This is a genomic window from Polaromonas sp. P1_A2 (assembly GCF_056406895.1).
Genome location: NZ_JBFTZI010000009.1, coordinates 47,261 through 70,898 on the forward strand (window position 1 = coordinate 47,261; position 23,638 = coordinate 70,898).

General features: G+C 63.5%; 21 protein-coding genes and 1 pseudogene. 3 read left to right on the forward strand and 19 right to left on the reverse strand.

Annotated elements, in window-relative coordinates; all coding sequences use genetic code 11:
* Positions 1–117: 117 nt before the first annotated feature.
* From AC1D09_RS23380 to AC1D09_RS23405, 6 genes are all read right to left on the reverse strand, one after another.
* A complete protein-coding gene (locus AC1D09_RS23380; RefSeq protein WP_477663452.1) occupies positions 118–2,949 on the reverse strand; it encodes an autotransporter family protein in 2,832 nt (943 codons plus the stop codon).
* Between the two features lie 351 nt (positions 2,950–3,300).
* Positions 3,301–3,882 carry a hypothetical protein gene (locus tag AC1D09_RS23385; protein ID WP_477663453.1) on the reverse strand — a complete coding sequence of 194 codons (582 nt, stop codon included), beginning with the start codon at positions 3,880–3,882 and terminating at the stop codon, positions 3,301–3,303.
* A gap of 22 nt (positions 3,883–3,904) precedes the next feature.
* Complete coding sequence (locus AC1D09_RS23390) at positions 3,905–4,444, reverse strand: alpha-ketoglutarate-dependent dioxygenase AlkB family protein (RefSeq protein ID WP_477663454.1); 540 nt, start codon at positions 4,442–4,444, stop codon at positions 3,905–3,907.
* An 84-nt stretch (positions 4,445–4,528) separates the two neighbouring features.
* Complete coding sequence (locus tag AC1D09_RS23395; protein ID WP_477701253.1) at positions 4,529–5,107, reverse strand: hypothetical protein; 579 nt, start codon at positions 5,105–5,107, stop codon at positions 4,529–4,531.
* 174 nt (positions 5,108–5,281) lie between these two features.
* Positions 5,282–5,641 carry a hypothetical protein gene (locus AC1D09_RS23400; protein WP_477663456.1) on the reverse strand — a complete coding sequence of 120 codons (360 nt, stop codon included), beginning with the start codon at positions 5,639–5,641 and terminating at the stop codon, positions 5,282–5,284.
* A gap of 94 nt (positions 5,642–5,735) precedes the next feature.
* Positions 5,736–6,497: an ArsR/SmtB family transcription factor gene (locus AC1D09_RS23405; protein WP_477663457.1), complete on the reverse strand. Its 762-nt coding sequence runs from the start codon at positions 6,495–6,497 to the stop codon at positions 5,736–5,738.
* Positions 6,498–6,617: 120 nt separating this feature from the next.
* Here AC1D09_RS23405 and AC1D09_RS23410 point away from each other — a divergent pair, with 120 nt between their 5' ends.
* Positions 6,618–7,904 (forward strand): MFS transporter, encoded by a 1,287-nt coding sequence (locus AC1D09_RS23410; RefSeq protein ID WP_477663458.1) that lies wholly within the window; start codon positions 6,618–6,620, stop codon positions 7,902–7,904.
* 6 nt (positions 7,905–7,910) lie between these two features.
* Here AC1D09_RS23410 and AC1D09_RS23415 read toward each other — a convergent pair whose 3' ends face one another.
* The 13 genes and pseudogenes from AC1D09_RS23415 to AC1D09_RS23475 form a co-directional block, all read right to left on the reverse strand.
* On the reverse strand, positions 7,911–9,209 hold the full coding sequence (locus tag AC1D09_RS23415) for an RNA polymerase sigma factor (RefSeq protein WP_477663459.1): 1,299 nt from the start codon (positions 9,207–9,209) through the stop codon (positions 7,911–7,913).
* Positions 9,210–9,215: 6 nt separating this feature from the next.
* On the reverse strand, positions 9,216–9,659 hold the full coding sequence (locus AC1D09_RS23420; protein WP_477663460.1) for a YciI family protein: 444 nt from the start codon (positions 9,657–9,659) through the stop codon (positions 9,216–9,218).
* 31 nt (positions 9,660–9,690) lie between these two features.
* Positions 9,691–10,236, reverse strand: a complete 546-nt coding sequence (locus AC1D09_RS23425) for an SRPBCC family protein (protein ID WP_477663461.1) — start codon at positions 10,234–10,236, stop codon at positions 9,691–9,693.
* 172 nt (positions 10,237–10,408) lie between these two features.
* Positions 10,409–10,771, reverse strand: a complete 363-nt coding sequence (locus tag AC1D09_RS23430; RefSeq protein WP_477663482.1) for a YciI family protein — start codon at positions 10,769–10,771, stop codon at positions 10,409–10,411.
* Positions 10,772–10,846: 75 nt separating this feature from the next.
* Positions 10,847–11,182: pseudogene (locus tag AC1D09_RS23435) on the reverse strand (YciI family protein); the annotation flags it as partial.
* Positions 11,183–11,259: 77 nt separating this feature from the next.
* Complete coding sequence (locus AC1D09_RS23440; protein ID WP_477663462.1) at positions 11,260–11,685, reverse strand: YciI family protein; 426 nt, start codon at positions 11,683–11,685, stop codon at positions 11,260–11,262.
* A 154-nt stretch (positions 11,686–11,839) separates the two neighbouring features.
* A complete protein-coding gene (locus AC1D09_RS23445; RefSeq protein ID WP_477663463.1) occupies positions 11,840–12,793 on the reverse strand; it encodes an AEC family transporter in 954 nt (317 codons plus the stop codon).
* Positions 12,794–12,994: 201 nt separating this feature from the next.
* Positions 12,995–14,053: a porin gene (locus tag AC1D09_RS23450; protein WP_477663464.1), complete on the reverse strand. Its 1,059-nt coding sequence runs from the start codon at positions 14,051–14,053 to the stop codon at positions 12,995–12,997.
* A gap of 118 nt (positions 14,054–14,171) precedes the next feature.
* Positions 14,172–14,954, reverse strand: a complete 783-nt coding sequence (locus AC1D09_RS23455; protein ID WP_477663465.1) for an L-fucose dehydrogenase — start codon at positions 14,952–14,954, stop codon at positions 14,172–14,174.
* Between the two features lie 63 nt (positions 14,955–15,017).
* Entirely contained in the window at positions 15,018–16,298 is a 1,281-nt protein-coding gene (locus AC1D09_RS23460; protein WP_477663466.1) for an L-fuconate dehydratase, read from the reverse strand.
* Between the two features lie 69 nt (positions 16,299–16,367).
* Entirely contained in the window at positions 16,368–17,315 is a 948-nt protein-coding gene (locus AC1D09_RS23465; protein WP_413329795.1) for an ABC transporter substrate-binding protein, read from the reverse strand.
* Positions 17,316–17,398: 83 nt separating this feature from the next.
* Positions 17,399–18,397 (reverse strand): ABC transporter permease, encoded by a 999-nt coding sequence (locus AC1D09_RS23470; protein ID WP_477663467.1) that lies wholly within the window; start codon positions 18,395–18,397, stop codon positions 17,399–17,401.
* A gap of 23 nt (positions 18,398–18,420) precedes the next feature.
* The gene (locus AC1D09_RS23475) at positions 18,421–19,956 is read right to left on the reverse strand and encodes a sugar ABC transporter ATP-binding protein (RefSeq protein WP_477663468.1); all 1,536 of its coding nucleotides are present in this window, start codon (positions 19,954–19,956) and stop codon (positions 18,421–18,423) included.
* Positions 19,957–20,441: 485 nt separating this feature from the next.
* Here AC1D09_RS23475 and AC1D09_RS23480 point away from each other — a divergent pair, with 485 nt between their 5' ends.
* A complete protein-coding gene (locus AC1D09_RS23480) occupies positions 20,442–21,302 on the forward strand; it encodes an IclR family transcriptional regulator (protein ID WP_477663469.1) in 861 nt (286 codons plus the stop codon).
* A 236-nt stretch (positions 21,303–21,538) separates the two neighbouring features.
* Complete coding sequence (locus AC1D09_RS23485) at positions 21,539–23,629, forward strand: ATP-dependent helicase (RefSeq protein ID WP_477663470.1); 2,091 nt, start codon at positions 21,539–21,541, stop codon at positions 23,627–23,629.
* Positions 23,630–23,638 lie beyond the last annotated feature (9 nt).

Sequence of the window (23,638 nt, forward strand, 5' to 3'; positions counted from 1 at the left end):
GCAGCGCTAGCCCATAGCGGGGCTATGGGCGTCGCACCGCGCCTTGCATCCCATCCCGAGAAGGGGCTTGCGCGGCCCCGTTTAGATATTGAACAGGCTCTAAGGCCGCGATCCACCTTAAAACTGCATCTGCATCCCGGCACTGAGCATGCCCTGCCTGGCTCCTCTACGCAACTCACCGGCCACGCCCAGATAGGCAAAGGCATTGGCTGCGAACCTGCGCGTGCCGTAGAACCCGGCCTGCACAAAGGCTGAACCCGCGCGGGGTGTGCCTATGGTGGTTGCCGTCCCGGCCAGCGATGCACTGAGAACCGGGTTGATCAGGCCCGACGAGTCCGCACCGACTGCGACGTTGACAAGATAGGTGTTGACCTCTTTCAGGGGATTCGTGCTCCTAGAGCCCAGCGTCAGCCCAATCACTCCGCGCACGGCTCTGCCACTAAAGCTGTCCACGCTCAGTGCAGCCGCCGACGAGCCTTCCGCAAACGAGGACTGCCTGACCTGTTGCCAGGTCAAACGTGCGTAGGGCGTGATGCGGGCAGACTCCAGGTCCGCGGGGCGGCTCAAGCCTGCGCTGAGCAAGGCATGGTTGCTCCGTATGTTTTTGGCCTCCAGGCCAGCGGTGTTGCCCGTGGGATCGTTGCGCGAATTGTTCGTTGAGCTCAGGCCCAAACTTGCCATGCCGTCGAACACCCATCCATCCACTGCCAGCTTGCCGTACAGGAAGACCGATCCTTGCTGAATATCGCCTGTTCCCTGATCGGCCGTGACATGCGTGTTGGACAGCGTGATCCCGCCTCCGGCCTTGGCGCCGTGTTCCGCATAGGCATCAATGCCTGCCACCAGCTGGTACAGATCATTTGAGAAGCCGCTCGCGTTTTGGTCGCCTCCGCGCTTGCCACGCTGGTAGGTGATATCGCCCCATGCCGGGCCACGGGTCGCGGTGCCATTGCTTGCGCCATCAAGGGCGCCGATGTGGACATCGGACCCCGCACTGGCCACCAATACCCCCGGGGAGCGGGAGGCACTGAATGCACCGGCCACAGGCGAAGAAGCCGCTCCATCCAGATGCGACATGACTGCCTGCTGGGCGCGCAGCGCGGCCTGGGGCAAAGCCGCAAGGCTCGCGCCATGAACTTCACCCGCGAGTCCGCGAGTAAAAGCCGGAAGGCTTGCGGCAGTTTGCGCTGACGCGGCAGACAGCAATTGGCTTTGTGCGCTGTTGGTCGAGCCTGCCTGGTTCGCCAGCACAATCCTGTCGAGAGCGCTTGCGGCGGACCGGGCATTGGCATTTTGCGCACTGAGCGTTGCCATATAAGACCGCGGGATCACCGCGAGGTCCAGGCTGTTGCTGCCCCCGACGTCGTAGAGCTGAACGAACTGCGTGTCCGCCGAAAGTTCCGCGGGTTGTGTCAGCACGGAGAACCGGCCAGAGATCCCACCATCGGCGCTCACGATGCGAAACCTGTCGCCCAGCACCGGGACATAAGGCCTGCTGCCGAAGCCGGATTCGGCCGGTGTGAACAGGCCCGACAAACGCGGCGTCAGGGTTGCGTTCGGCCGGATCACAAACTGGCCGCCGGTGACGCTCAGGAAGGAGTAATAGCCGGTCGCCCCCACAGGGCTCGCCGCACTGGCCTGCACCGTTCCCGCAATGTCCTGCTGGTAGGTGCTGCCGCCGGCCATCGTCACGGTCGAGTTCACTGCAAGATACCCAGGCGAATTGCCCGGCTTCAAAGTGCCCGCCACCGTCACCGGGCCGCGGACGGTACCCGTGCCCATCAAGGTGCTGCCTGAACCGACAAAGACAGGCCCCGTTCCGAGTGGGGAAGTGCCGCCGATCACCAAGGTGCCCGAGTTAACGGTGGTGCCCCCTGAATAGCTGTTGTTGCCGGTCAGCAGCAAAGTTCCAGTGCCATTGACGGTCAAACCACCTACCCCGGAAAACGCGCCCGAAAGCTGCGCCGAGCCGCTGGTGGGCGCAGTGATGGTGCCGCCCCCGGCATTGAGCGTAAATGCCCGGCTCGAGTTGTCACCGGACAGGAGCGCCAGCGTTCCACCCGCAAAGACCGGGTTGGCTGTGACACCCACATCACTCAGGCTGTAGAGGCTGCCGGTAGCCATGTTCACGCTGGCGATGGAAAACACCAGGTCCCAGATCGTGGTGCTGCCCGATGCCAGGCCCAGCTGCCAGTTCAAGCCGCCATAGGTGCCCGAGGTCGTACCGGTCAGGTTGCCCACCGTCAGGCCGTTAAGCACGCCCGCGTAGGTGCCGACGGCGACCGTCGAAGTGCCGTAGATGCCGAAGGTCATGCTGCCGGTGACCGCGGAAGCGGTGAGCTTTCCATAAGTGGACGGGCTGTTGATGATGATCCGGTAGTCCACGGGCAGAGCCCCTGTGTAAGTGAGGGCGCCATTGGCATTACCGACGCCTTGCAAATTGTTGAGCGTATTGAGCACACCCGCGTTGTTGGTGATGGCGGAAAACGGGCCAATGATGGACCCGGTATTGGTCAAAGTAGTGATCGTGCCGCCATTGAGGACAACGCCGCGCCGCACGCCCGATGAAATCCGTCCGGTGTTGATCAGCGTGGTCAATGTGCCGTTGACGGTGACACCGAATTGCGAACCGGTGGAAATGGTTCCGTTGTTGGTCAGCGACGAAGAGGTCGACGATGACAGAACAGACACTGGATCGCCATTCCTGTTACTGGGCGCATCGTTTGACACCGTTACACCCGCGTTGATGGTGACATTGGCGCCCGTATCCAGCGTCAGGGGCTTGACATTGCCGCCCGCACAGCTGGCGCTCACCACCAGGGTTGAAGTGACAGTGACACCGCCATTGCACACCGCCCAGGCCTTGCCCTGTGGAAGTGCAGAAAAAAGCACTCCAAAAATCGATACCACAAATCGTTTTTGCAAACCATTGTTCGCATCATTGAGCATGGGTCATCAGACTGGGTTCGAGATTTGAGTGTCTCGGCTTTCATGAGCTTGGCAGGTTCAGTCATGCTAGTCCGATTGCGGTCGGAGCGCCTTGGTAATTGCCGTATTGACGCGCCTGCTGCTATCTGGCGCAACAGAGCATCACATTGGTTTTCGCCAATCCAGCCGTTGTTTTATGTAGCCGCATACAACAGTGCCCGCGGCATGGCAACTTGCGTAGTTGAGACGCACCAGCAGGCTGAATTCAAAAGCCTGATTCGCTGAGCGATTGATGTGGATTCGATTGCGATTTAATTAATGACGAGCCACCAAAACTGGCATTGAGGCTTGCCTTATTTCTTGGGTGCGTGCTCAGAAGGACTCACTAAACGCCTCTTTGAACTCCGGCACGGATAACAAATCGTCGATCACGCGCTGAAGCTTCAGGTTGGTCCTGGAGTAGGTTCGAAGCGGCCGAATGGCGTAAACAAGCGCTTCATATCGAAGGCCGGGTATTGCTTCCCGCAACTCCGAAATGATCTGATCACGTTCGATCCCCTCCGCAGCGAAACGGCACAACACTTCGATGGCATTTCCTTGCGTCCAGTCGTATTCGCCGTAGGCTGCTTGCCGAAGCAAAGGCAGGGACGACGGGCCGATGTGATACAGGATCTCAAATATCGCGAACTGCCTCGCCGCCATCCACTGACCTAACCCCGGAAACAAATGCGCCAGATCCGGTGGCGGGTCCTGTTTGGCATGAAACTCCTGGCTGAGTTGCTCAATTGCAGTCGGCCCAAACTCATTTGCAACCACTCGCGCGCGGCGTGAGAATTCCAAATCTTCCACCAATACCTCTGCGATCCAGCGAATTTTTACTTGAAGAATTGAATCATCACTTGCATCCGAATGAGCCAATCGACTAAAGAGGCGATGGAGGAACCCTTGTCTCATTTGAATAGCTCGCTCCATTGATTTAAAGGTTAGCACCAGTCTTGAGCATGCGCCTAAAAGTAAGGCTGATTCTCTGCCCGGAGCCGGGTGATTTTGGAATGGCGTGGAGCCACAAGGACTGGAACTCTTTTGACATGTACAAGAGAGAACCTGGAGTCAGTGCGTAGGGAATTTCGTGTGAACGAAGCTGCTTGTAGCGGAACATCATCTCCCGCTCACTGCCGAGGGAAACGATCGCGACGCCAGTGCCTTCTGCCAGTTCTTCCGTTGAATCGGAATGAAAGCCCATTGAAGACTGGCTATCCGGGTAGTGATTCAGCAGGCAGTTGTTGGGATGAAAGCCCAATGTTGCCTCGATCTGATGGCAGATTCCTTGAAGACTTTCAGGCATGGCAACTTGCGGGTAGGTGATGCCCGAGTAGTCGTAAGAGACCCCAAAGCTGGCCGTCTTTCGAGCGCGCAGGCGCTCATCCCAAGCGACCGAAGACAGCAGATGGTCAAACAGGTCGTTGTGATTTGCCACAAAATCTGGAACGAAGGTGACATTGGGTGTTGGAAGCATGGGAAAAGCGCGCTTTCTAATGCCTAACGCTGGAGTTGAGCCGCGGACCGGGGTTTTCCGAAGAGCGTCGGGTTGAACGACCGGTTAGATCTCTCGCGCACGAAGGAACTCCCAGCTTTCCGAAAAGGACGAGGCATCCAATGGTCTCGCATGCGGATCACCTGGTTTGAATAAGTGCCCGATTGCCATGTCTTGAATTGCACTTGTAAATCCGCCGCCACCTCCGAAAGCGACGCCCCATTGCCTGGTTGTACGAGCGAAAACGGGTGCGGACAGATATTCCGCGAGCTCTGCCATCGCATTAGCAAGCAACTCGACCTTGGAAATTCCTTGATCCAATGAAAGCGCGCAAATAAACCGCTGATTGAACAGCAGGTTCTTTTCCTTTTGACCGATACGATTTTCGTTCAAAAGATCAACATAGAAGTCCGGCGCGAGTCCTTCGCGTTCACAGACTGTCCATGAAGGCGTCCAGGCTTCTGCACTAAGAAAGTGGACGTCCGTCTGTCTATCTGCTGACTGCGTCCATTTCTCGCTGGACTTACTGTCCCAGCCAAGGCGTCCGAACGCAACAGAACGCCCCGCCGCACCGTACTGTGTTGTCCGCAAACTGGCTTTTCCACGCACACCAATGGCAAACCCCTCCAATAACTTTTCAACCATTCTCCAATGGCTAGTCTCCCAAAGCTTCGGGGAGGCTGGAGCTCCAAGCACAACGAAGACAAGGTATGAACGATCAAAGAACGGCATTGAAGGGGCCCGACGTTGAAGACAACTGGCATGCCCCGGCTTGCCGGGGCATGCCCGGTCGATTGACGGGTGTCGGCGCTTCTCGGCTCACTTCTTGACGCCGCTCTGCTTTTCCCACGCCGACATAACGACGTCGAGACGCTTTGCAAGCTCTTCCTGCTTGGTGAGAAATTCGGCCATCCGCTTTTGTTGAACCTCGGACTCCGCGAACATGGCATTTGCTCTGGCGACCTGCGCTTGATAGGTACGAGCCTGTTCGGTCTGCTGCTTCTCGTAGCTCGCGCTCGACGGGGCTGCGCTCGTAGACACGCTGAAGATCGGTCGATAGAGAACGGCATACACGGCCCATATGCAAATTGCGTACGCCAGGCCGCGACCAAAAGTCAGGAGAATTTTCTTGTTGACCGAGTCATTCGGCGAGGAGTTTTGAGTGTTTTCGTTGGTCATGATCAATGTGGAATAAAACGCCTGACGTAATGTATGCCGAAAATTTTGCAGCATACCTTGCGGAGTGCCACCCGCAAATGTCAATCCGAAGGGTTCAGGCGGCAACGGTCCGCTGCTCCCGCGCAGGAAAGGCATCGCCTTCGGTCACCTGCCGCCAGTCCTCCTGCCCCATCCAGCCACGCAGCGCCACCACGCCTTTGGGCGTGATCTCCAGCGAGCGCATGCCCTGGCGGCGCAAGAGCCAGCCGCGCTCCAGGCTGTGCGTGCAGATCAGCGTGCCCAGTTGCCCCGCGACATGAAAGCGGCGTTCGCTCCAGTCGAGACATGGGCGGCAGTAAGGCCGCCTGGTATTGGAGCCGGGCGGAGAAGCCGTCAGGTCAATGCCCAGGCGCGCCAGCACAGCGCCGGCCTTGTCGGTCGCATGGCCGGCTTCGCCGTCAAACACAAGCGCACCGTCGGCGACCAGGTGCTGGGCAATGGCCACGCCCAGCCGGCCGGCGATGTGGTCGTAGCAGCTGCGCGCCAAACGCATGGCCGCATCCTTGGGGCCGGGCACCACGGCGCGGCGCACGGCTGGCGTGTTCTGCGCCGCGAGCTGGGTGATGCCTTCGAGCACGCGGGCCACCTCGGGCGAAGCCAGCCGGTGGTAACGGTGGCGGCCGTGCTGCTCCACGCGCAGCAGGCCGCCTTCGACCAGCAGCGCGAGGTGGCGGCTGGCGGTTTGCGGCGAGACATTGCCGGCGCCGGCCAGTTCATGGGCGGTGAGCGAACGGCCGTCCAGCAGTTCCATCAGCATGGCGGTGCGGGCCGGTTCGCCGACCAGCGAGGCGATATGGGCGATCTGGTTGGTGTTCATCGTTGAGGTCCTCTAGTAGCAACCTTAGCAGCATCACGGTGCCCATGCTTCGCTCCAGGGCGAAGCATTGCGGGCCCTCTTCACCGCACCATGGAAGCCATGCCCTTCAAGGAGAAACCCATGGAACTGCCCCTCACCCCCACCCTGCAGGCACCGGCGCCGCGCCCCTTTTTTGGCGCGACCGTGGTGCGCTCTGCCTTTGTTATTGCCATCTTCGGCTGGGGCCTGGGTTTTTACAGCCCGGCGATTTTTTTGCATGCGGTGCTGGCGCGCACCGGCTGGGCGCTTCCGCTGGTATCCAGCGCGGTGACCTTTCACTTTTTGTTCGGCGCGGGCGTGGTGGCTTGCCTGCCGCGCATACACAAGCGCCTCGGTGTGGCCGCCACCACGGCCGCGGGCGCCGCCGCGCTGGCGCTGGGCCTGATGGGCTGGGCTTTGGCCGCGCAGCCCTGGCAATTGTTTATAGCCGCGCTGCTGACCGGCGGCGGCTGGGTCACCATGGGCGCGGCCGGCATCAACGCCATCATCTCGCCCTGGTTTGCGCGCGGCCGGCCCCTGGCGCTGGCCAAGGCCTACAACGGTGCCAGCCTGGGTGGCGTGATTTTTTCGCCGCTGTGGGGTGCCTTGATCGCGGCAATGGGTTTTACCGCCGCCACCGTGCTGGTGGGCGCCACCATGCTGGCCGTGGTGCTGGGCCTCAGTTTTTTTGTGGTGGCGAAGACGCCCGAGCGCCTGGGCCAGCGGCCCGACGGCGATGCGCCGGGCGCGCCTTCGCGCAGCGTGACCTCCGCGCATGCCAGGCCGCTGCCGGGCCGGCTGCTGTGGCACGACCGCGGCTTTCGCACGCTGGCCGCCGCCATGGCACTGAGCCTGTTTGCGCAGGCGGGGCTGATCACACATCTGTATTCGCTGCTGGTCTTCGCGCTGGGCGCCCAGGGCGCGGGCCTGGCCATGGCACTGGCGACCGCCTGCGCCATAGGCGGGCGCACCGTGGTCGGCAAATGCATGCCGCCGGATGCCGACCGCCGGCTGGTGGCCAGCGTGAGCTACGCGGTGCAGATCGTCGGCTCGCTGTTGCTGGCTTGCGCGGCGGAGCAGCAGACGGCGCTGATCCTGGCAGGCGTGGTGCTGTTCGGCGTCGGCATTGGCAACGCGACATCGCTGCCGCCGCTGGTGGCACAGGTGGAATTCGTCAAGGAAGACGTTCCGCGCGTGGTGGCGCTGATCGTCGCCATGTCGCAAGGCCTCTGGGCGCTGGCGCCGGCGACCTTTGCCTTGCTGCTGGTGGCGGCCAACGGAAGCCCGGTCCACCTGGGCGCGGGCACAGGCCTTTATTTCGGCGCGACGGTGCTGCTGCAGCTGGCGGCGATTGCCTGCATGCTGGGCGGGCGCAAGCCCGCAGGCTGAGGCGCTTCAGGAAAGGCGCGGCCTGGCGTCGGGCTCGCAGGCCGCGGCGCGCGCCAGCAGCAGTTCGCGTTCGCGCAGGTTGCGCGTGAGCGAGGCGGCGCGTTCGAACTCGGCATGGGCTTCGTCAAAACGGCCCAGCTTGAACAAAAAATCGCCGCGCACGCTGGGCAGCAGGTGGTAGTTTTTCATCAAGGGCTCGGCCAGCAGCGCATCGGCCACTTCCAGCCCGGTGGCCGGGCCAAAGGCCATGGCCAGCGCCACGGCGCGGTTGAGTTCCACCACCGGCGAGGGCGCGAGCTGCGACAGCGCATCGTAGAGCGCGGCGATGCGCTGCCAGTCGGTGTCGGCGCCGGTGGGCGCGCGCGCATGGCAGGCGGCGATGGCGGCCTGCAGCGCATACGGCCCCAGCGCGCCGCCCAGGGCCTCGGCGCGCGCCAATGCGGCCAGGCCGCGGCGTATCAGGATGTGGTCCCAGCGCGCGCGGTTCTGGTCCAGCAACAGAATCGGTTCGCCCGAAGGCCCGGTGCGCGCCTTGGCGCGCGAGGCCTGGATTTCCATGAGGGCCACGAGGCCGTGCACTTCGGGCTCCTGCGTGGCGAGCTCGGCCAGCACGCGCCCCAGCCGCAAGGCCTCGTCGCAGAGCGCGGGCCGCATCCAGTCGCCGCCCGAGGTGGCCGAGTAGCCCTCGTTGAAGATCAGGTAGATGACCTCCAGCACCGAGGCCAGCCGCGCGTTGCGCTCTTCGGGGCCGGGCACCTCAAAAGGCACGCGCGCTTCGGCCAGGGTGCGCTTGGCGCGCACGATGCGCTGGGCCACGGTGGGCTCGGGCACCAGGAAGGCGCGCGCGATCTCATCGGTGCTGAGGCCGCCCAGCAGCCGCAGCGTGAGCGCGATGCGCGCCTCGGTGGACAGCACCGGGTGGCAGGCGGTGAAGATCAGGCGCAGCAGGTCGTCGCCGTAGTCGTCGGCGCCGTCGTCGCCGGAGCCGGGCTCGTCTACATCGGCAAAAGCCATGTCCTGCTCCATCTCGAGTTCGCGGCCCAGCTCTTCATGCTTGAGCGCGAGCAGCTTGCGCCGCCGCAGGTAATCGATGGCGCGGTGCTTGGCAACGGCCATGAGCCAGGCGCCCGGGTTGTCCGGCACGCCCGTCTGGGGCCAGCGCTCGAGCGCCGTGACCAGCGCGTCCTGCGCGATCTCTTCGGCCAGGCCCACCTCCTGCACCATGCGTGCGACCTTGGCGATGACCTTGGCCGACTCGATGCGCCAGACGGCGTCGATGGCGCGGTGGGTTTCATGGGACGCCATGGGGCCTCAGCCGCCCTTGCCTTTATCTGCGTTCTTCCCGCTCGGGGCCTGCTGCATCTCGGTGAAGCCGGCGGCCGCTTCCTGCACGTCGGCCGGGAAATCGGACATCTCCATCACCTGGCGCAGCTCTATGGTTTCGTTTTCGGCGGCGGGACAGCGCGAGGCCCACTCGATGGCTTCGGCGCGCGAAGCCACATTGATCATCCAGAAGCCGCCCAGCACCTCGCGGGCTTCGGCAAAAGGGCCGTCGACCACGCGCGGCTTGCCGCCGGGAAAGCTCACGCGCGCGCCCATGGCGGGCGGGTGCAGGCCTTCGAGCGAAAGCAGCACGCCGGCTTTTTGCAACTCCTCGTTGTATTTCATCATCGCGGCCACGGCATCGGCGCTGGGCAGGGTGCCGGCGGCGGCGCTTTCATAGCCTTTGGGGATCATCAGCATCATGAATCGCATTTGAAGACTCCTTGGGTWGGGGGTGGGTGGGTCAGCCTTGCTTTTCGGCGGCGGCCTTCAGGTCGGCCAGGCCGGCCTCAAAGTCCTTGCCCACCATCTTGTCCATGCTGAAGAACACCTGCATGACCTTGGACAGCAGGGGCGCGGGGCCGGCCATCTCCCAGCTCACGGTGCTGCTGCCGCCGGCCTGCGGCTGGATGCTGAACACCACCTTGTTGTGGGCCTCGAAGGGTTTGCTGAAGTTGAGGTCTATCTTGACGAGGGAGGACGGCTGGGACTCGGTGATCAGCATGTCGCCCACACCAACCTCCTTGCTGTCCCAGGCATAGGCCGCGCCCTTGCCGGCCGCCGGGCCGCTGAAGCTGCGTTTCATGGCCGGATCTTTCTTCTCCCAGGGCGACCAGGCGCCCCAGTTTTTGTAGTCATTGATCAGCGGAAAGATTTTTTCGGGCGGCGCCTGGATGCTGGCCTGGCGCTGGACGCGGAAGGTGTCGGGCTTGCCGGAGGCCAGCACCAGCACGGTCACGACAAAAAGCAGCACCAGGACGGCGGCAATGATGGCAATGGTCTTGAACATGTAAATCCCCTTTTTTGGTGTTCGTTCATTTCATGAATGGCGAGCGCCGGTTTCAAGGGGCCGGTTCGGCCCGCAAAAAACGCCTGCTCACCGTTACGACGAACGGAAAACGCGAAATCGACATGCCGGGCGAAAAAATTTCAGAAAAATTTTTTGGCCGCGGCCCTGAAGCTCAGGCCATGCCGAAGTCGGCGGCTTCATACAGCAGCCGGATCTCGACCTCGACCTCTTCGGTGTCACTGAACGGAAACGGGTAGCCCAGGGCCCAGTCCACCGCGGCCTGCAGCGAGCGCGCCTGGATGATCCAGAAGCCGGCCAGCAATTCCTTGGCCTCGGCAAAGGGCCCGTCCATCACGCTTGGTTTACCCCGGGTGAATTTGAGGCGGGAGGCGCTGGCGCTGGGCTTGAGGCCCTCGCCCATGAGCAGCACACCGGCCTTGACCGCGTCGTCGTTGTGCCGGGCCATGCGCCCCAGCCACTGGCTGTCGGGCACGGCGCCGGTTTCGGCCCTGTCGTTGGCCTTGAGCAAGATCATGAAGCGGCGAAAGCCTTCGGGCAAGGCCGGCGCGCCTTCGCCGCTGACACCGCGCAGGCCGCCGGGGCAGCCGCCCTCGCGAACTTCCAGCGAACTGTTGCCGTCGGCGTCTTCCTGCGGCCAGCGTTTGAGCCACTCGATGACTTCCTCGCGCGAGGCGGCTTCCACCATGGTGAAGCCGGCGATCAGTTCCTTGGACTCGGTGAAAGGGCCGTCGGTCACCGTGGGCTTGCCGCCGGAAAAGCGGATGCGCGCGCCCTTGGCGCTGGGCTGCAGGCCCTCGCCGCCCAGCAGCATGCCGGCCTTGGCCAGTTCCTCGTTGTAGGCGCCCATGGCGGCCAGCAGCGCGGGGCTGGGCAGCTCGCCGGCTTCGGTCGCGGCATCGGCTTTGCGCAGGATCATGAATTGCATGCTTAGGGTCTCCTCGGGGTGGCTGCACCTTGCTGCCGTCCCCCCGGTTTTTACCTCAAACGCAAGAGCCGCGCGTTTCAGCGCTGCGCCTCGACCTGGCGGCGCAGGCGTTCCTCGGCCTCGCGCAGCTCGGGCGTGAACTCGGCGCCGAAGTCCTCGGCCGAAAACACCTGGCGGATTTCGATTTCAGCTTCGCTCTCCGGCGGAAAGGGGGCGCGCTTGACCCATTCAATCGCTTCTTCCTTCGACGAGACCTGCAGTATCCAGAAACCGGCCACCAGTTCCTTGGTTTCGGGGAAGGGCCCGTCGACCACGGTGCGCTTGCCGCCGGAAAACTTGACGCGCGAACCTTTGGCGCTGGGATGCAAGCCCTCGCCCGCGAGCATGACGCCGGCCTTGACCAGCGATTCGTTGAACTTGCCCATGTCGGCCAGCAGTTGTTCGCTGGGCATTTCGCCGGCTTCGCTGTGTTTGTCGGCTTTGACGAGGACCATGAATTTCATTTCGGACTCCTTTGGGTTGGGAGCGCTTGCCGGGACAGCCCCGGCAAAAATGCCGCTCTACCGGTACGACGAGCGGCCGGCGGGCAAATCGACAACATGGCGCCGTCTTTTTTCGGCTTTTTTGTAACAGCGCCGGAAAGCCGGCGTGCGGCTCTCAGGTCAGCAAGGCCACGGCCGCCGAAAAGCTGAAGAAGGCCAGCACCGTGGACAGCAGGATGATGCGCGCGATGCGGCCGTTGTCGGCGCCGAAGCGCTCGGCCAGCAGCGCGACATTGCTGGCGCTGGGCAGGGCCGCCACCAGCACGATCACGACGAGGGCGGAGCGCTGCAGCGGCACGCCCAGGGCAATGGCGCCCAGCCCCACCGCGCCCACTAGCAGCGGGTGCAGCACCAGCTTGACCAGGGCCACCGGCACATAGTCCCTGAGCGGCGTGGCCTGCGTGCTGTTCATCTGCGAGCGGGCCAGCACCGCGCCTATGGTGAACAGCGCGACCGGCGAGGCCGCGTCGGCCAGCAGGCCCACGGTCTGCATCACCGGCCCGGGCAGGGCCACGCCCAGGCCGGAGGACAGCGCGCCCAGCACGATGGCCCAGGGCATGGGATTGAGGGCCACGCCCTTGAGCGCGTTCTGCGCGGCGACCTCGGCGCCGTGGATGTCGGCCGAGTCCAGCCGCGACAGCGCGATGCACAGCGAACTCGTGACCAGCAGGTCGACCAGGATGGTGACGATGGCCGGGCCGGCGGCCTGCGCGCCCAGCAGCGCCACCAGCAGCGGCACGCCCATGAAGCCGGTGTTGGGAAAGGCCGCGACCAGCGCGCCGAAGGAGGCGTCGTTCCAGGCGATGCGGCCCTTGCGCGTGAACATCACGGTAAAAGCCACGATCAGCAACGCGCACAGCAGGTAGACGGCCACCAGGCTGGCGTCCAGCAGCTGCGCCACCGGCGTGCCGGCGCCGAAGCGGTAAAGCATGCAGGGCAGCGCGAAATACAGCACAAAGGTGTTGAGGCCGGGAATGGCCAGCTGCGGAAGCAGGCCGCGGCGCGCGGCCAGATAGCCGCACAGCACCAGGGCGAAAAACGGGAAGGTGACAAAAAGAATGCTGAGCACGGCGCTGATTGTCGCCCAGGGCTGTGCCGGATGCGGACAGCGCGACCCGCCCGGCGGCCGAATCGCTCGCGCAGCCTGGAGAAAAAAGGGCGAAAAAATAGCGGCTTGCGCAGGTGGTGCCTGCGCAAGCCGCTATAGATATTGAATCCAGCAAGACGGCTGGCTGGCACACGCCAGCCAGCCAATCAGCCGCAGGTCGCTTTAAAAGCTATGCGCAATGCCCGCATAAATGGTTCTTTGCGACTGGTTGACGGCCGGATTGCCCGAGACCCCGTCCACCCCGAAGTTGGCGCCATTGGAGTTGCTGACATTGCCGAACGACGCGTACAGCAGCGTGCGCTTGGACATGCTGTAGTCCACCCCCACCATGCCCAGGGTGGCCTTGCCGGCCACACGGTCGGACTTGACGTGGAAGACCGAACCGATCAGCGTCATCGCCGGCGTCAGGTCGTAGCGAACGCCGACCCAGGCATGCTTGAGCTTGGACGCGGCGGTGAGGGCCGCCTCGGGTGCGGTGATGTAGTCATAGGCGGCATACAGCTTGGCCGCACCAATCTTGTAGGTACCGCCGATGATGGTTTCCTTGGAGGTGGAGAAAACATCGGTGAAGGTGCCGGCAGCATTATGGCGCTGGGAATAGATGGCGCGCAGCATCAGGTCCTGGTTCGCGTAGGTCAGCGAAATGCCCTCACCACGATTGGCCTTGCTGTTGCCCGCCTGCTCGCCCAGCGAGATCTGCGCGGTGGCGTTGAAGCCGCCCATGTTCGGCGTTGAATACTCGACCACATTGTTCGCGCCGGGCCAGTTGCGGCCCCTGACCAGGGTGGCGCTGCCCACCCACTGCTGGCCGGTCGGGTCCAGGTCCCAGACATCATTGCTGATGAACAGGTTCTTGCCGAAGCGGAAGCTGCCCCAGCTGTCGTTGGACAAACCGACATAAGCGCGGCGATTGAACAGCGCCCCGCCGGTCGAGCCGTTTTTCAGTTCAAAACCGCTTTCGACCAGGAAGTTGGCCGCCAGGCCGCCCCCCAGGTCTTCCTTGCCCTTCATGCCCCACATGCTGGTGCCCCACTGGTTGCTGGCCACCATGCTTTTGGAGAAGCTGGCATTGGCCACCGGGTCAAACACATGGTCGATATAGGCCAGGCCCGATACGACCCGCCCATACAAGGTGACGGTGGACTGGGCAGAGGCTATTTGGGGCGCCAGCACTGCCGCGCAGGCAACACCCAGGGAGATAGTACGTAAAGCAGCTTTCATGGTTTGTCTCTTTTCTATGGTTGGATTGAGTCAGTTAAAGAAGTCCGGATATGCCCATTCGCCGGCATGGCTGCCCAGAGCGAACCCGGTTCGGGCGGGGAAACTTGGGTCACGGCGGTCAGCGCGCGGGCAAAGCGCGGTCCAGGTGCACATAACCGCCATCGGGATGGACCCACTGGCCGGTGGTGTGTGAAGCGCGGTCGGACAGCAGGAACACCACCGTGTCGGCAATTTCGCGGTCGGTCGTCATGCGCTGGCCCAGGGGAATGCGGGCCGTGATGTCGGCGAGCGCCGCCGCCGGGTCGGCAAAGGTCTTGAGCCAGCTTTCATAAAGCGGCGTCATGACTTCGGCCGGCAGCACCGCGTTGACGCGCACGCCGTGCGGCGCCAGCGCGGCGGCCCATTCGCGTGTCAAGCCCAGCTGCGCCGCCTTGGCCGCGACGTAGCCGCTGGTGTTGCCCTGGCCGGTGAGCGCCGTCTTGGAGGAGATATTGACGATGGCGCCGCGCCTGGCCTTGAGCTGGTCCAGGCACAGGTGGGCCATCAGGTAGCAGTGCGTCAGGTTGGACTCCAGCGACTTCACAAAGGCTTCACGGCCCGCCTCCAGGCCGACGCTGTCGTTGACGCCGGCATTGTTGACCAGCGCGTCAATGCCGCCGAATTCGGCCACGGTGGCCTGCACCGCGGCCCGGCAGGCGGCTTCGTCTTCAAGGTTCAGCTGGAAAAATCCGTGGCGGCCGCCGATCTCGCGCAAGGCCGCGGAAAACGCCGGCAGCAGGGGGCTGCGGCCGAGGATCACCGGCACGGCGCCCTCTCGCGCCAGTTGCAGGCTGATGGCCCCGCCGATTCCGGCGCCCCCGCCGGTGACAATGACAATCTTGTTTTGAAGGTGCAAATCCATCAACGGGCTCCGGTCCTGGGTGTTGCTTGGGGGTTGGTCAATTGATAAAGGGGCCGGCGGGCATCAGCCCCTGAAGGTGTAGCGGGCCAGCGATTCGGGCTTCATCTCGATCGAATAACCCGGCCGCTGCGGCGGCATGTAGGCCGCGTTGCGAATCACGCAGGGGTCCACAAAATGCTCGTGCAGGTGGTCCACGTATTCGATGACCCGGCCTTCCTTGCTGCCGGCGATGCAGAGGTAGTCGATCATCGACAGGTGCTGCACGTATTCACACAGGCCGACGCCGCCGGCATGCGGGCACACCTTGAGCCCGTGTTTGGCGGCCATCAGCATCACGGCCAGCGCCTCGTTGACCCCGCCCAGCCGGCAGGCGTCGATCTGCACCACGTCGATCGCGCCGCGCATGATGAGCTGCTTGAACATGACGCGGTTCTGGCACATCTCGCCGGTGGCGACCTGCATGTCGCCTTTGACCGCCTCGCGGATGCGGCGGTGGCCCTCGATGTCGTCGGGGCTGGTCGGCTCCTCGATGAACCAGGGCTTGGCAAAGCCCAGCTGGCCCAGCCACTCAATCGCCTGGTCCACGTCCCAGACCTGGTTCGCATCGATCATCAGCGCGCGGTCGGGGCCCAGCACCTCGCGGGCAACGCGCAGCCGCCGGATGTCGTCCTGCAGGTCGCGGCCCACCTTGAGCTTGATATGCGAAAAGCCCGCATCCACCGCTTCCTGGGCCAGGCGCCTCAGCTTTTCGTCGTCATAGCCCAGCCAGCCGGCGGAGGTGGTGTAGCAGGCGTAGCCTTCGCGCTCCAGGGTCCGTAGCCGCTCGTCCTTGCCGGCGGCTTGCCGTGTCAGGAGCGCCAGCGCCTCGTCCGGCGTGATGCAGTCGGTGATGTAGCGAAAGTCGATCAGCCTGACGATCTCTTCAGGGCTCATGCGGGCCACCAGCTTCCACACGGGCAGGCCCTCCTGTTTGGCCCACAGGTCCCACACGGCGTTGACCACGGCGGCCGTGGCCAGGTGGATGGCGCCCTTGTCCGGGCCTATCCAGCGCAGCTGGCTGTCCGAGGTGATGTGGCGCCAGAAGCGTCCCATGTCCTCGGTCACCCAGTCCATTTCCAGCCCGACCACCCGATGTCGCATGGCTTCGATGGCGGCGCAGCAGATTTCATTGCCGCGGCCTATGGTGAAGGTCAGGCCATGGCCTGCTAGCCCCGGCTGCCCGGTCTCGAGCACCACATAGGCGGCCGAATAATCCGGGTCCGGATTCATCGCATCCGAGCCGTCGAGATGCCGCGACGTGGGAAAACGCACGTCGATGACACGCATGGATTGGATAACGCTCATAGGAAGATTGCCTGTTGAAGGAAGTGCGGCCCGGGAAAAGTGCGGCCCGCCCTGGGGCCGCGCCCACCATCAGTCGTACAGGACCGCCGCGATCTTGGGATCGTTGATGGTCGACTTGTCGTAGTAGTAAAAGCCGGTGTCTATGACCTTGGGCAGCTTCTCGCCCTTGAGGGCCTTGACCGCCGCTTCCACGGTCTTGTAGCCGATGCCGACCGGGTTCTGGGTGATGGCGCCGGCCATGGAGCCGTCCAGGATGGCGGCTTTTTGCTGCTTGCCGGAGTCGTAGCCGATGATCACCACCTTGCGCTTCATCTCCCTGGCGCCGTTCAGCGCGCCTATGGCCGAGCCTTCGTTGGCGCCGAAAATCCCCTTGAGGTTGGGGTTGGCCTGCAGGATGGACTTGGTGATCTCGGTGGATTTGAGCTGGTCGCCGCCACCGTATTGCACGCTGACGATCTTGATGTTCGGGTAGGTCGACTTGATGCGGTTGACAAAACCTTCGGTGCGGTCGATGCCGGTGCGGCTGGTCTGGTCGTGCACCACCAGGGCCACGTCGCCGCTCTTGCCGATCAGCTCGGCCATCTTGTCGGCGGCCAGGGCGGCGGCGGCCACGTTGTTGGTGGTGGTCGTGGTCACCGGGATATCGCTGTCCACGCCCGAGTCAAAGGCGATGACCGGAATCTTGGCGGCCTGGGCTTTTTTCAGCAGCGGGATGGACGCCTTGCTGTCCAGCGCGGCAAAGCCGATGGCCGATGGCTTCTTGGCCAGCGCCGCGGCGAACATGTCGATCTGCTTGTCCACCATGCTCTCGCTCTCGGGGCCTTCGAAGGTCACCTTGACCTTGTAGTCCTTGCCGGCCTGCTCCGCGCCGGCTTTGACGGCCTGCCAGAACTGGTGCTGAAAACCCTTGGAGACCATGGGGATGTAGATCTCGTCGGCGGCCAGCGCCGTCGTGCTCAGGGTGGAGGCCAGGCCGAGGCCCAGCGCGAGGCTCAGGAATGTGCGTTTCAGAATCATGTTTGTCTCCGTATCTTTATGGGGTGTTGCAATGAATATCAAAATCAAACGTGGGCAGGGGCGGGGGGTTGGGGTTCTCCTTGCTAGGACTTGCGCTTTCGCAGGATGTCGGCGTACACCGCCGCGATGATGATCAGGCCGGTCACCACGGTCTGCCACTCCTGGGCCACCGACATGATGCGCAGCCCGTTGGTCAGCACACTCATGATGAAAGCGCCGATGATGGTGCCCAGGATGGTGCCGGCCCCACCGCTGAGCGAGGTGCCGCCGATCACGACGGCGGCAATCGCATCGAGTTCATAGCCCTGGCCCAGCGCCGGCTGCGCGGAATTGAGGCGCGAGGCGATAAGCAGGCCGGCAATGCCGCAGATCGCGCCGCTCAGGGTGTAGACGATGATCTTCCAGCGGTCCACGTTCACGCCCGACAGGCGCACCGCCTCTTCGTTGCTGCCCAGCGCGAAGGTGTAGGTGCCCAGCACCGTCTTGTTCAGGATGAGGCTGGACACCACCGCCACCACGAAGAGGATCAGCACCGCGTTGGGAATGGGCAGCTCGGGCAGGAAGTAGCCGATCAGCGAGTCCTGGGCAATCAGCGGGAACTCGGGCGTGTCGTTGAAGTAGATCGGCTTGGAATGGGTGATGACCAGCGACAGGCCCTTGAGCATGAGCATCATGCCCAGCGTGGCGATAAAAGGCGGGATCTTCAGCTTGGCGATCAGCACGCCCGAGATGAAGCCCGAGAGCGCGCCGAAAAAGATCGCCGCCGCCACCCCCAGGTAAAAGGGCAGGCCCCAATAGGTCAAGACCACCCCGGCCATGACCGCGCAGAAGGTCATCAGGGTGCCCACCGACAGGTCTATGCCCGAGGTGATGATGACAAAGGTGCAGGCGATGGCCAGGACACCGTTGACCGCGGTGGCCTGCAATATGCCCACCATGTTGTCGGTCTGCATGAAACTCGGCGAGGCCATGCTGAAGAAAATGAGCAACCCCAGCAAGCTGGCAAACGCCAGCAGCTTTTGGCGGGTGTTGCTACTGAAAGCCGCAGTCTTGATACCCTGCAGCAACTTGGAGACGGTCATGTGGGGTCGTTTCGGTGTGGTTTTTAGAAAGCGGCGGCAACCGCACCGGAAGCGGCCGCCGGGGCTTCTCGCCGGGTGGCCAACTGCATGATTTTTTCCTGCGTGGCATCGCGGGCCGAAAGCTCGCCGGTGACGCGGCCCTCGCACATCACCACGATGCGGTGGCTCAGGCGCAGCACCTCGGGCAGTTCCGAGGAGATCATCACGATCGCGCGGCCCTGCGCCGCCAGCGCGTTGAGCAGCTTGTAGATTTCGCTCTTGGCGCCCACGTCGATGCCGCGCGTGGGCTCGTCGAAAAACAGGATGTCGCAGTCGCGCACCAGCCATTTGGCGATCACGATTTTTTGCTGGTTGCCGCCCGACAGCAGCGCCACTTTCTGAAGCGCGCTCGGTGTCCTGATGCCCAGTTGCGCGATCAGCTTCGCCGCCGCGCCCTGTATGGCCGCGGGCTTGAGAAGGAATCCGAAGCTCAGAAAGCGCCGCAGGCTGGTCATCACGATGTTGGTCTGCACGTCCATGCCGGTGGCCAGGCCGAAGTGCTTGCGGTCTTCCGACAGGTAGCCGATACCGTGCTTGACCGCATCGGCCGGGCTGCCCACGTCAACCCGGCGGCCCTTGACCCATATCTCGCCCGAGTCCTTTTTGTCGGCACCGAACACGGCGCGCGCCACTTCGGTCCGGCCGGCGCCCATCAGGCCGGCGAACCCCAGGATCTCGCCCCTGTGCACGCTGAAGCTGACGTTCTTGATGCTGCGGCCGCGGTTGAGGCCGCGCACCTCCAGCAGGGTCTCCCCGCCCTGGCTGGTTTGCGGCGGCTTCTCGTCTTCGAGCAGGGCGCGCCCCACCATCATGCCGATGATGGTGTCCATGCTGGTGCTGGCCGTCGGCACGGTGCCGATGTACTGGCCGTCGCGCATCACCGTCACGCGGTCCGAGATGCGCTTGAGCTCGTCCATCTTGTGCGAGATGTACACGATGCCGACACCATGGTGCTTGAGCTGGCCGATGATGCGGAACAGGTCGTCGATCTCGGCGTTGTTCAGCGCGGCGGTGGGCTCGTCCATGATCAGCACGCGCGAATCGAAGGACAGCGCCTTGGCGATCTCGACCATCTGCTGGCGCGCCACCGTCAGGTCGCAGACCAGCGTGTGCGGCTCCAGGTCCAGGTGCAGGCGCTCGAAGATCGCCGCCGTGTCGCGGGCCATTTTTTCGGAGTCTATGAACAGGCCCAGACGCCCGCGCGGCTCGCGTCCGATGAAGATGTTCTGCGCCACGCTCAGGTGGCTCATCAGGTTGAGCTCCTGGTGGATGATGCCTATGCCCAGCGCCTGGGCGGCGCGCGGGCTGGCGATCTCGACCGGCTGGCCGTCGATGCGGATCTCGCCCGAATCTTTCTGGTAGACCCCGGCCAATATCTTCATGAGGGTCGATTTGCCGGCGCCGTTCTCGCCCATCAGGGCATGCACTTCGCCGGCAACAATTTCAAGCCGGGCATTGTGCAGCGCTCGCACGCCCGGGAAGGATTTGCACAGGTCGTTGATGGCCACAAGAGCTGTCATGGGCATTTGCAGGTGCTTGGGCGTCGCTCAGGAGGTCCGGCCGGCGGCCGGATGGACGTCAGCCGGGATCACCCGGGCGCCCTGCCCGGCGCAAACCCGTGCGCTGGCCGGGCCCATGCCTTGGGCGGCGGCGCTAAGCGGCACTGTTTTTTCCTCCGGCTTTTGTGGACGCATGGCAAAGACCTTTTTTGAGCTGACAGACCATTCAATGAAGCGAGTCGCTGGAATCAAGAAACTTGTTGTTACAAATCATTCATTGATGAACAAACTATTCACTTATGGACTTGATCATAGAAATCGGCGGTCTTTTCGAGCCTCGGACTTTCCCTAGGTCAGAAATTTATTTATTGATGAACATTAGATGCAAAAGTGAATAAATTCAAACCAAGGAAGACGAAAATACTCAGAAGTGCGCCCTGCCATATCAGGAGCGCTGCGTTACATATCAAAATTGCAATAGCTTCGGCTTCACTCACCCTGCCGCCATGAAACCAAAATACTCATTTCCCGCTATCGACCAGAACCCGGACGACGCTGACGCCACCGCGGCCCCGCCGCCTGCGGAAGACCGCTACCGCGCACCGGCGCTTGACAAAGGCCTGGACATCCTGGAGTTGCTGGCGCGCCAGCCGCAGGGCCTGACGCGCGCGGAAATCGTCAAGGAAATGGATCGCAACGCCAGTGAGATCTACCGCATGCTGGAGCGTTTGGTCGCGCGGCAATATGTGCTGCGCTCGCTCTCGGGCGACCGCTATTCGCTGAGCCTGAAGCTCTTCACGCTGGCGCACATGCACCCGCCGCTGAACCGGCTGGTGACCCAGGCCATTCCCATCATGGAAGCGTTCGCACAAAAGGCGGAGCAGGCCTGCCACATGGGCGTTTACGACCAGGGCAATGTGCTGATCACCGCGCAGGTCAACGGCCCCGGCACCTGGAGCATGACGATACGCGTGGGTGTGCATGTCGGGCTGGTCGATACCGCCTCGGGCCGGGTGTTGCTGGCTTTCTCGGATGCCAGCCGGGCCCAGCAAATGCTGGCCCAGCACACCGCGCTCGAAGGCGAGGTGCCCATCGAGTCCGATGCCTTGGCCGCCGCCCTCGGCGTCATCCGGCAGCAAGGCTATTTCGAGCGTGACAGCCTGCAATCTTTCGGCGTGGCCGATATTTCCTGCCCCATCTTCGGGCCCGACCACAGCGCGCTGGCCGCACTGACCTGCCCTTATGTGCGGCGCATAGACCGCCACGTCGGGCCGGACCAGAAAACCGTGCGCCTGCTACTGCAGCAGGCGGCGCAGGCGCTGTCCCTGACGCAGGGCGGCTTCGCTCCGGCAAGCCGGCACACCTAAAGCCGCTTGGGGCACGCTGCTATTGATTGAATAGCAGATCTGTTGAGGCCAACATTGTGCCGCGGGCATTGATGGCCCGACCCGGCGCTTCACAGCTTGTGCCCGGCATGCTTTGGGCTCACCCGGCCAGGCCGCGCCGCGGACCCTGCGGGGCAGCCGCTATGATTTGCCGTCCGCCGGCAGCCCTTCAATGCGCCGGCCCCGCGCATTTTTTCCCTTGGAATCGATTCTTTTTCATGACCCATGGCCTGAACCCCGCCCAGCAAGAAGCCGTCAACTACCTGCATGGCCCTTGCCTGGTGCTGGCGGGAGCCGGCTCGGGCAAGACACGGGTGATCACGCACAAGATAGGCCAGCTGATCCAGTCGGGGCTCAAGCCCGAGCAGGTCGCGGCGATCACCTTCACCAACAAGGCCGCCGCCGAGATGCGCGAGCGGGCCAAGGCGCTGATCGGCAAAAGCGCCAAGGGCGTGCTGATCTGCACCTTCCATGCGCTGGGCGTGCGCATGCTGCGCCAGGACGGCGGGGCGCTGGGCCTGAAACCCCAGTTCTCCATCCTCGACAGCGACGACGTGACCAGCATCCTGAAGGATGCCGGCGGCAGCACCGACGCGGCCACCGCGCGGCAATGGCAGTGGACCATCAGCCTGTGGAAGAACATGGGCCTCAACGCGGCCGAGGCCATGGCGCAGGCCAACGGCGACGAGGAGCGCGCCATCGCGCGCGTGATGGCGCACTATGAGGAGCGGCTGACCGCCTACCAAAGCGTGGACTTCGACGACCTGGTGGGCCTGCCGCTCAAGCTGCTGCGCGAACACGAAAGCGTGCGCAGCAAATGGCAGGAATCCCTGGGCCATGTGCTGGTCGACGAATACCAGGACACCAATGCCACGCAGTACGAGATGCTCAAGCTATTGGTGGGCGCACGCGGCCGCTTCACGGCCGTGGGCGACGACGACCAGTCGATCTACGGCTGGCGCGGCGCCACGCTGGACAACCTGCGCAAGCTGCCGCAGGACTACCCCAACCTCAGGGTGGTCAAGCTCGAGCAGAACTACCGCTCGACCAGCGCCATCCTGCGCGCGGCCAACAACGTGATCGGCCCCAACCCCAAGCTTTTCCCGAAGACGCTTTTCAGCGAACTCGGCGAGGGCGAGCCGGTGCGCGTGGTCGATTGCGACAGCGAGGAGCACGAGGCCGAGCGCGTGGTGGCGCGCATCCAGAGCCTGCGCGCCGAAGGCAGCCTGCAGGCCGAGGGCGGGCAGTACAAGGAGTGGAAGGATTTTTGCGTGCTCTACCGCGCCAATCACCTGGCCAAGCCTTTTGAAAAAGCCTTTCGCCGCGCCAACATTCCCTACAAGGTCTCGGGCGGGCAAAGCTTTTTCGACCGCGCGGAAATCAAGGACCTGTGCTGCTGGATGCGGCTTCTGGTCAACAACAACGACGACCCGGCATTCATGCGCGCGGTGACCACGCCCAAGCGCGGCATAGGCCACACCACGCTGGGCGCGCTGGGCACGTTCGCGAGCCAGACCAAACAAAGCCTGTTCGAGGCGCTGTTCAGCAACTCGCTGGGCTCGGTGCTGCCGGCCAAGGCGGTGGGCTCGCTGCATGAGTTCGGCCGCTACCTCAACGACCTCGAGTACCGCGCCAAACGCACCGTGGGCGCCGAGGACGCACGCGCCTTCCTGAACGACTGGCTCAAGGAAATCGATTACGAGAAGCACCTCTACGACGGCGAGGACAGCGAAAAGCTCGCGGCCGCGCGCTGGACCAATGTGATGGATTTTTGCGACTGGGTGGCCCAGCGCTGCGGCGGGCAGATCGAGGACGCCTCGGGCGCGGTGGTGGCCGCCGAGACCAAGACCATGCTGGAGGTGGTGCAGACGATTGCGCTGCTGTCCACCATCAGCGAGCGCGAGGGCGACCAGAACGTGGTGACCCTGTCCACCCTGCATGCCGCCAAGGGCCTGGAGTGGCCGCATGTGGTGCTGGCCGGCGTGAACGAGGGACTGCTGCCCTTCAAGCTCGAAGACGATGATGGCAGCAACACCGACGACATCGCCCTGCGCCTGCAGGAAGAGCGCCGCCTGATGTATGTGGGCATCACGCGCGCGCAGCGCACGCTGGCCGTGAACTGGCTGCGCAAGCGCAAGAAGGGCCGCGACATGATTCCCGGCGCGCCCAGCCGCTTCATCGCCGAGATGGCGCTGGACAAGGCCACCGTGAAGGAAGACCCGCGCGAAAAGCTCAAGGCCCTGCGCGCGGAATTCGCGAAAAAGTCCGCCGAGGGGATTGCAGCCGCGGCGGCTTCAGAGGCGCGCTAGCGCCGGGAT

Bases quoted from the DNA above. Each gene is read 5' to 3' on its own strand.
- AC1D09_RS23395 (WP_477701253.1), bottom strand. From the start codon at position 5,107: ATGGTTGAAAAGTTATTGGAGGGGTTTGCCATTGGTGTGCGTGGAAAA.
- AC1D09_RS23460 (WP_477663466.1), bottom strand. From the start codon at position 16,298: ATGAGCGTTATCCAATCCATGCGTGTCATCGACGTGCGTTTTCCCACG.
- AC1D09_RS23415 (WP_477663459.1), bottom strand. From the start codon at position 9,209: ATGGCGTCCCATGAAACCCACCGCGCCATCGACGCCGTCTGGCGCATC.
- AC1D09_RS23475 (WP_477663468.1), bottom strand. From the start codon at position 19,956: ATGACAGCTCTTGTGGCCATCAACGACCTGTGCAAATCCTTCCCGGGC.
- AC1D09_RS23430 (WP_477663482.1), bottom strand. From the start codon at position 10,771: ATGATCTTGCTCAAGGCCAACGACAGGGCCGAAACCGGCGCCGTGCCC.
- AC1D09_RS23425 (WP_477663461.1), bottom strand. From the start codon at position 10,236: ATGTTCAAGACCATTGCCATCATTGCCGCCGTCCTGGTGCTGCTTTTT.
- AC1D09_RS23420 (WP_477663460.1), bottom strand. From the start codon at position 9,659: ATGCGATTCATGATGCTGATGATCCCCAAAGGCTATGAAAGCGCCGCC.
- AC1D09_RS23400 (WP_477663456.1), bottom strand. From the start codon at position 5,641: ATGACCAACGAAAACACTCAAAACTCCTCGCCGAATGACTCGGTCAAC.
- AC1D09_RS23450 (WP_477663464.1), bottom strand. From the start codon at position 14,053: ATGAAAGCTGCTTTACGTACTATCTCCCTGGGTGTTGCCTGCGCGGCA.
- AC1D09_RS23380 (WP_477663452.1), bottom strand. From the start codon at position 2,949: ATGCTCAATGATGCGAACAATGGTTTGCAAAAACGATTTGTGGTATCG.
- AC1D09_RS23390 (WP_477663454.1), bottom strand. From the start codon at position 4,444: ATGCTTCCAACACCCAATGTCACCTTCGTTCCAGATTTTGTGGCAAAT.
- AC1D09_RS23485 (WP_477663470.1), top strand. From the start codon at position 21,539: ATGACCCATGGCCTGAACCCCGCCCAGCAAGAAGCCGTCAACTACCTG.
- AC1D09_RS23440 (WP_477663462.1), bottom strand. From the start codon at position 11,685: ATGAAATTCATGGTCCTCGTCAAAGCCGACAAACACAGCGAAGCCGGC.
- AC1D09_RS23470 (WP_477663467.1), bottom strand. From the start codon at position 18,397: ATGACCGTCTCCAAGTTGCTGCAGGGTATCAAGACTGCGGCTTTCAGT.
- AC1D09_RS23465 (WP_413329795.1), bottom strand. From the start codon at position 17,315: ATGATTCTGAAACGCACATTCCTGAGCCTCGCGCTGGGCCTCGGCCTG.
- AC1D09_RS23455 (WP_477663465.1), bottom strand. From the start codon at position 14,954: ATGGATTTGCACCTTCAAAACAAGATTGTCATTGTCACCGGCGGGGGC.
- AC1D09_RS23385 (WP_477663453.1), bottom strand. From the start codon at position 3,882: ATGAGACAAGGGTTCCTCCATCGCCTCTTTAGTCGATTGGCTCATTCG.
- AC1D09_RS23405 (WP_477663457.1), bottom strand. From the start codon at position 6,497: ATGAACACCAACCAGATCGCCCATATCGCCTCGCTGGTCGGCGAACCG.
- AC1D09_RS23410 (WP_477663458.1), top strand. From the start codon at position 6,618: ATGGAACTGCCCCTCACCCCCACCCTGCAGGCACCGGCGCCGCGCCCC.
- AC1D09_RS23480 (WP_477663469.1), top strand. From the start codon at position 20,442: ATGAAACCAAAATACTCATTTCCCGCTATCGACCAGAACCCGGACGAC.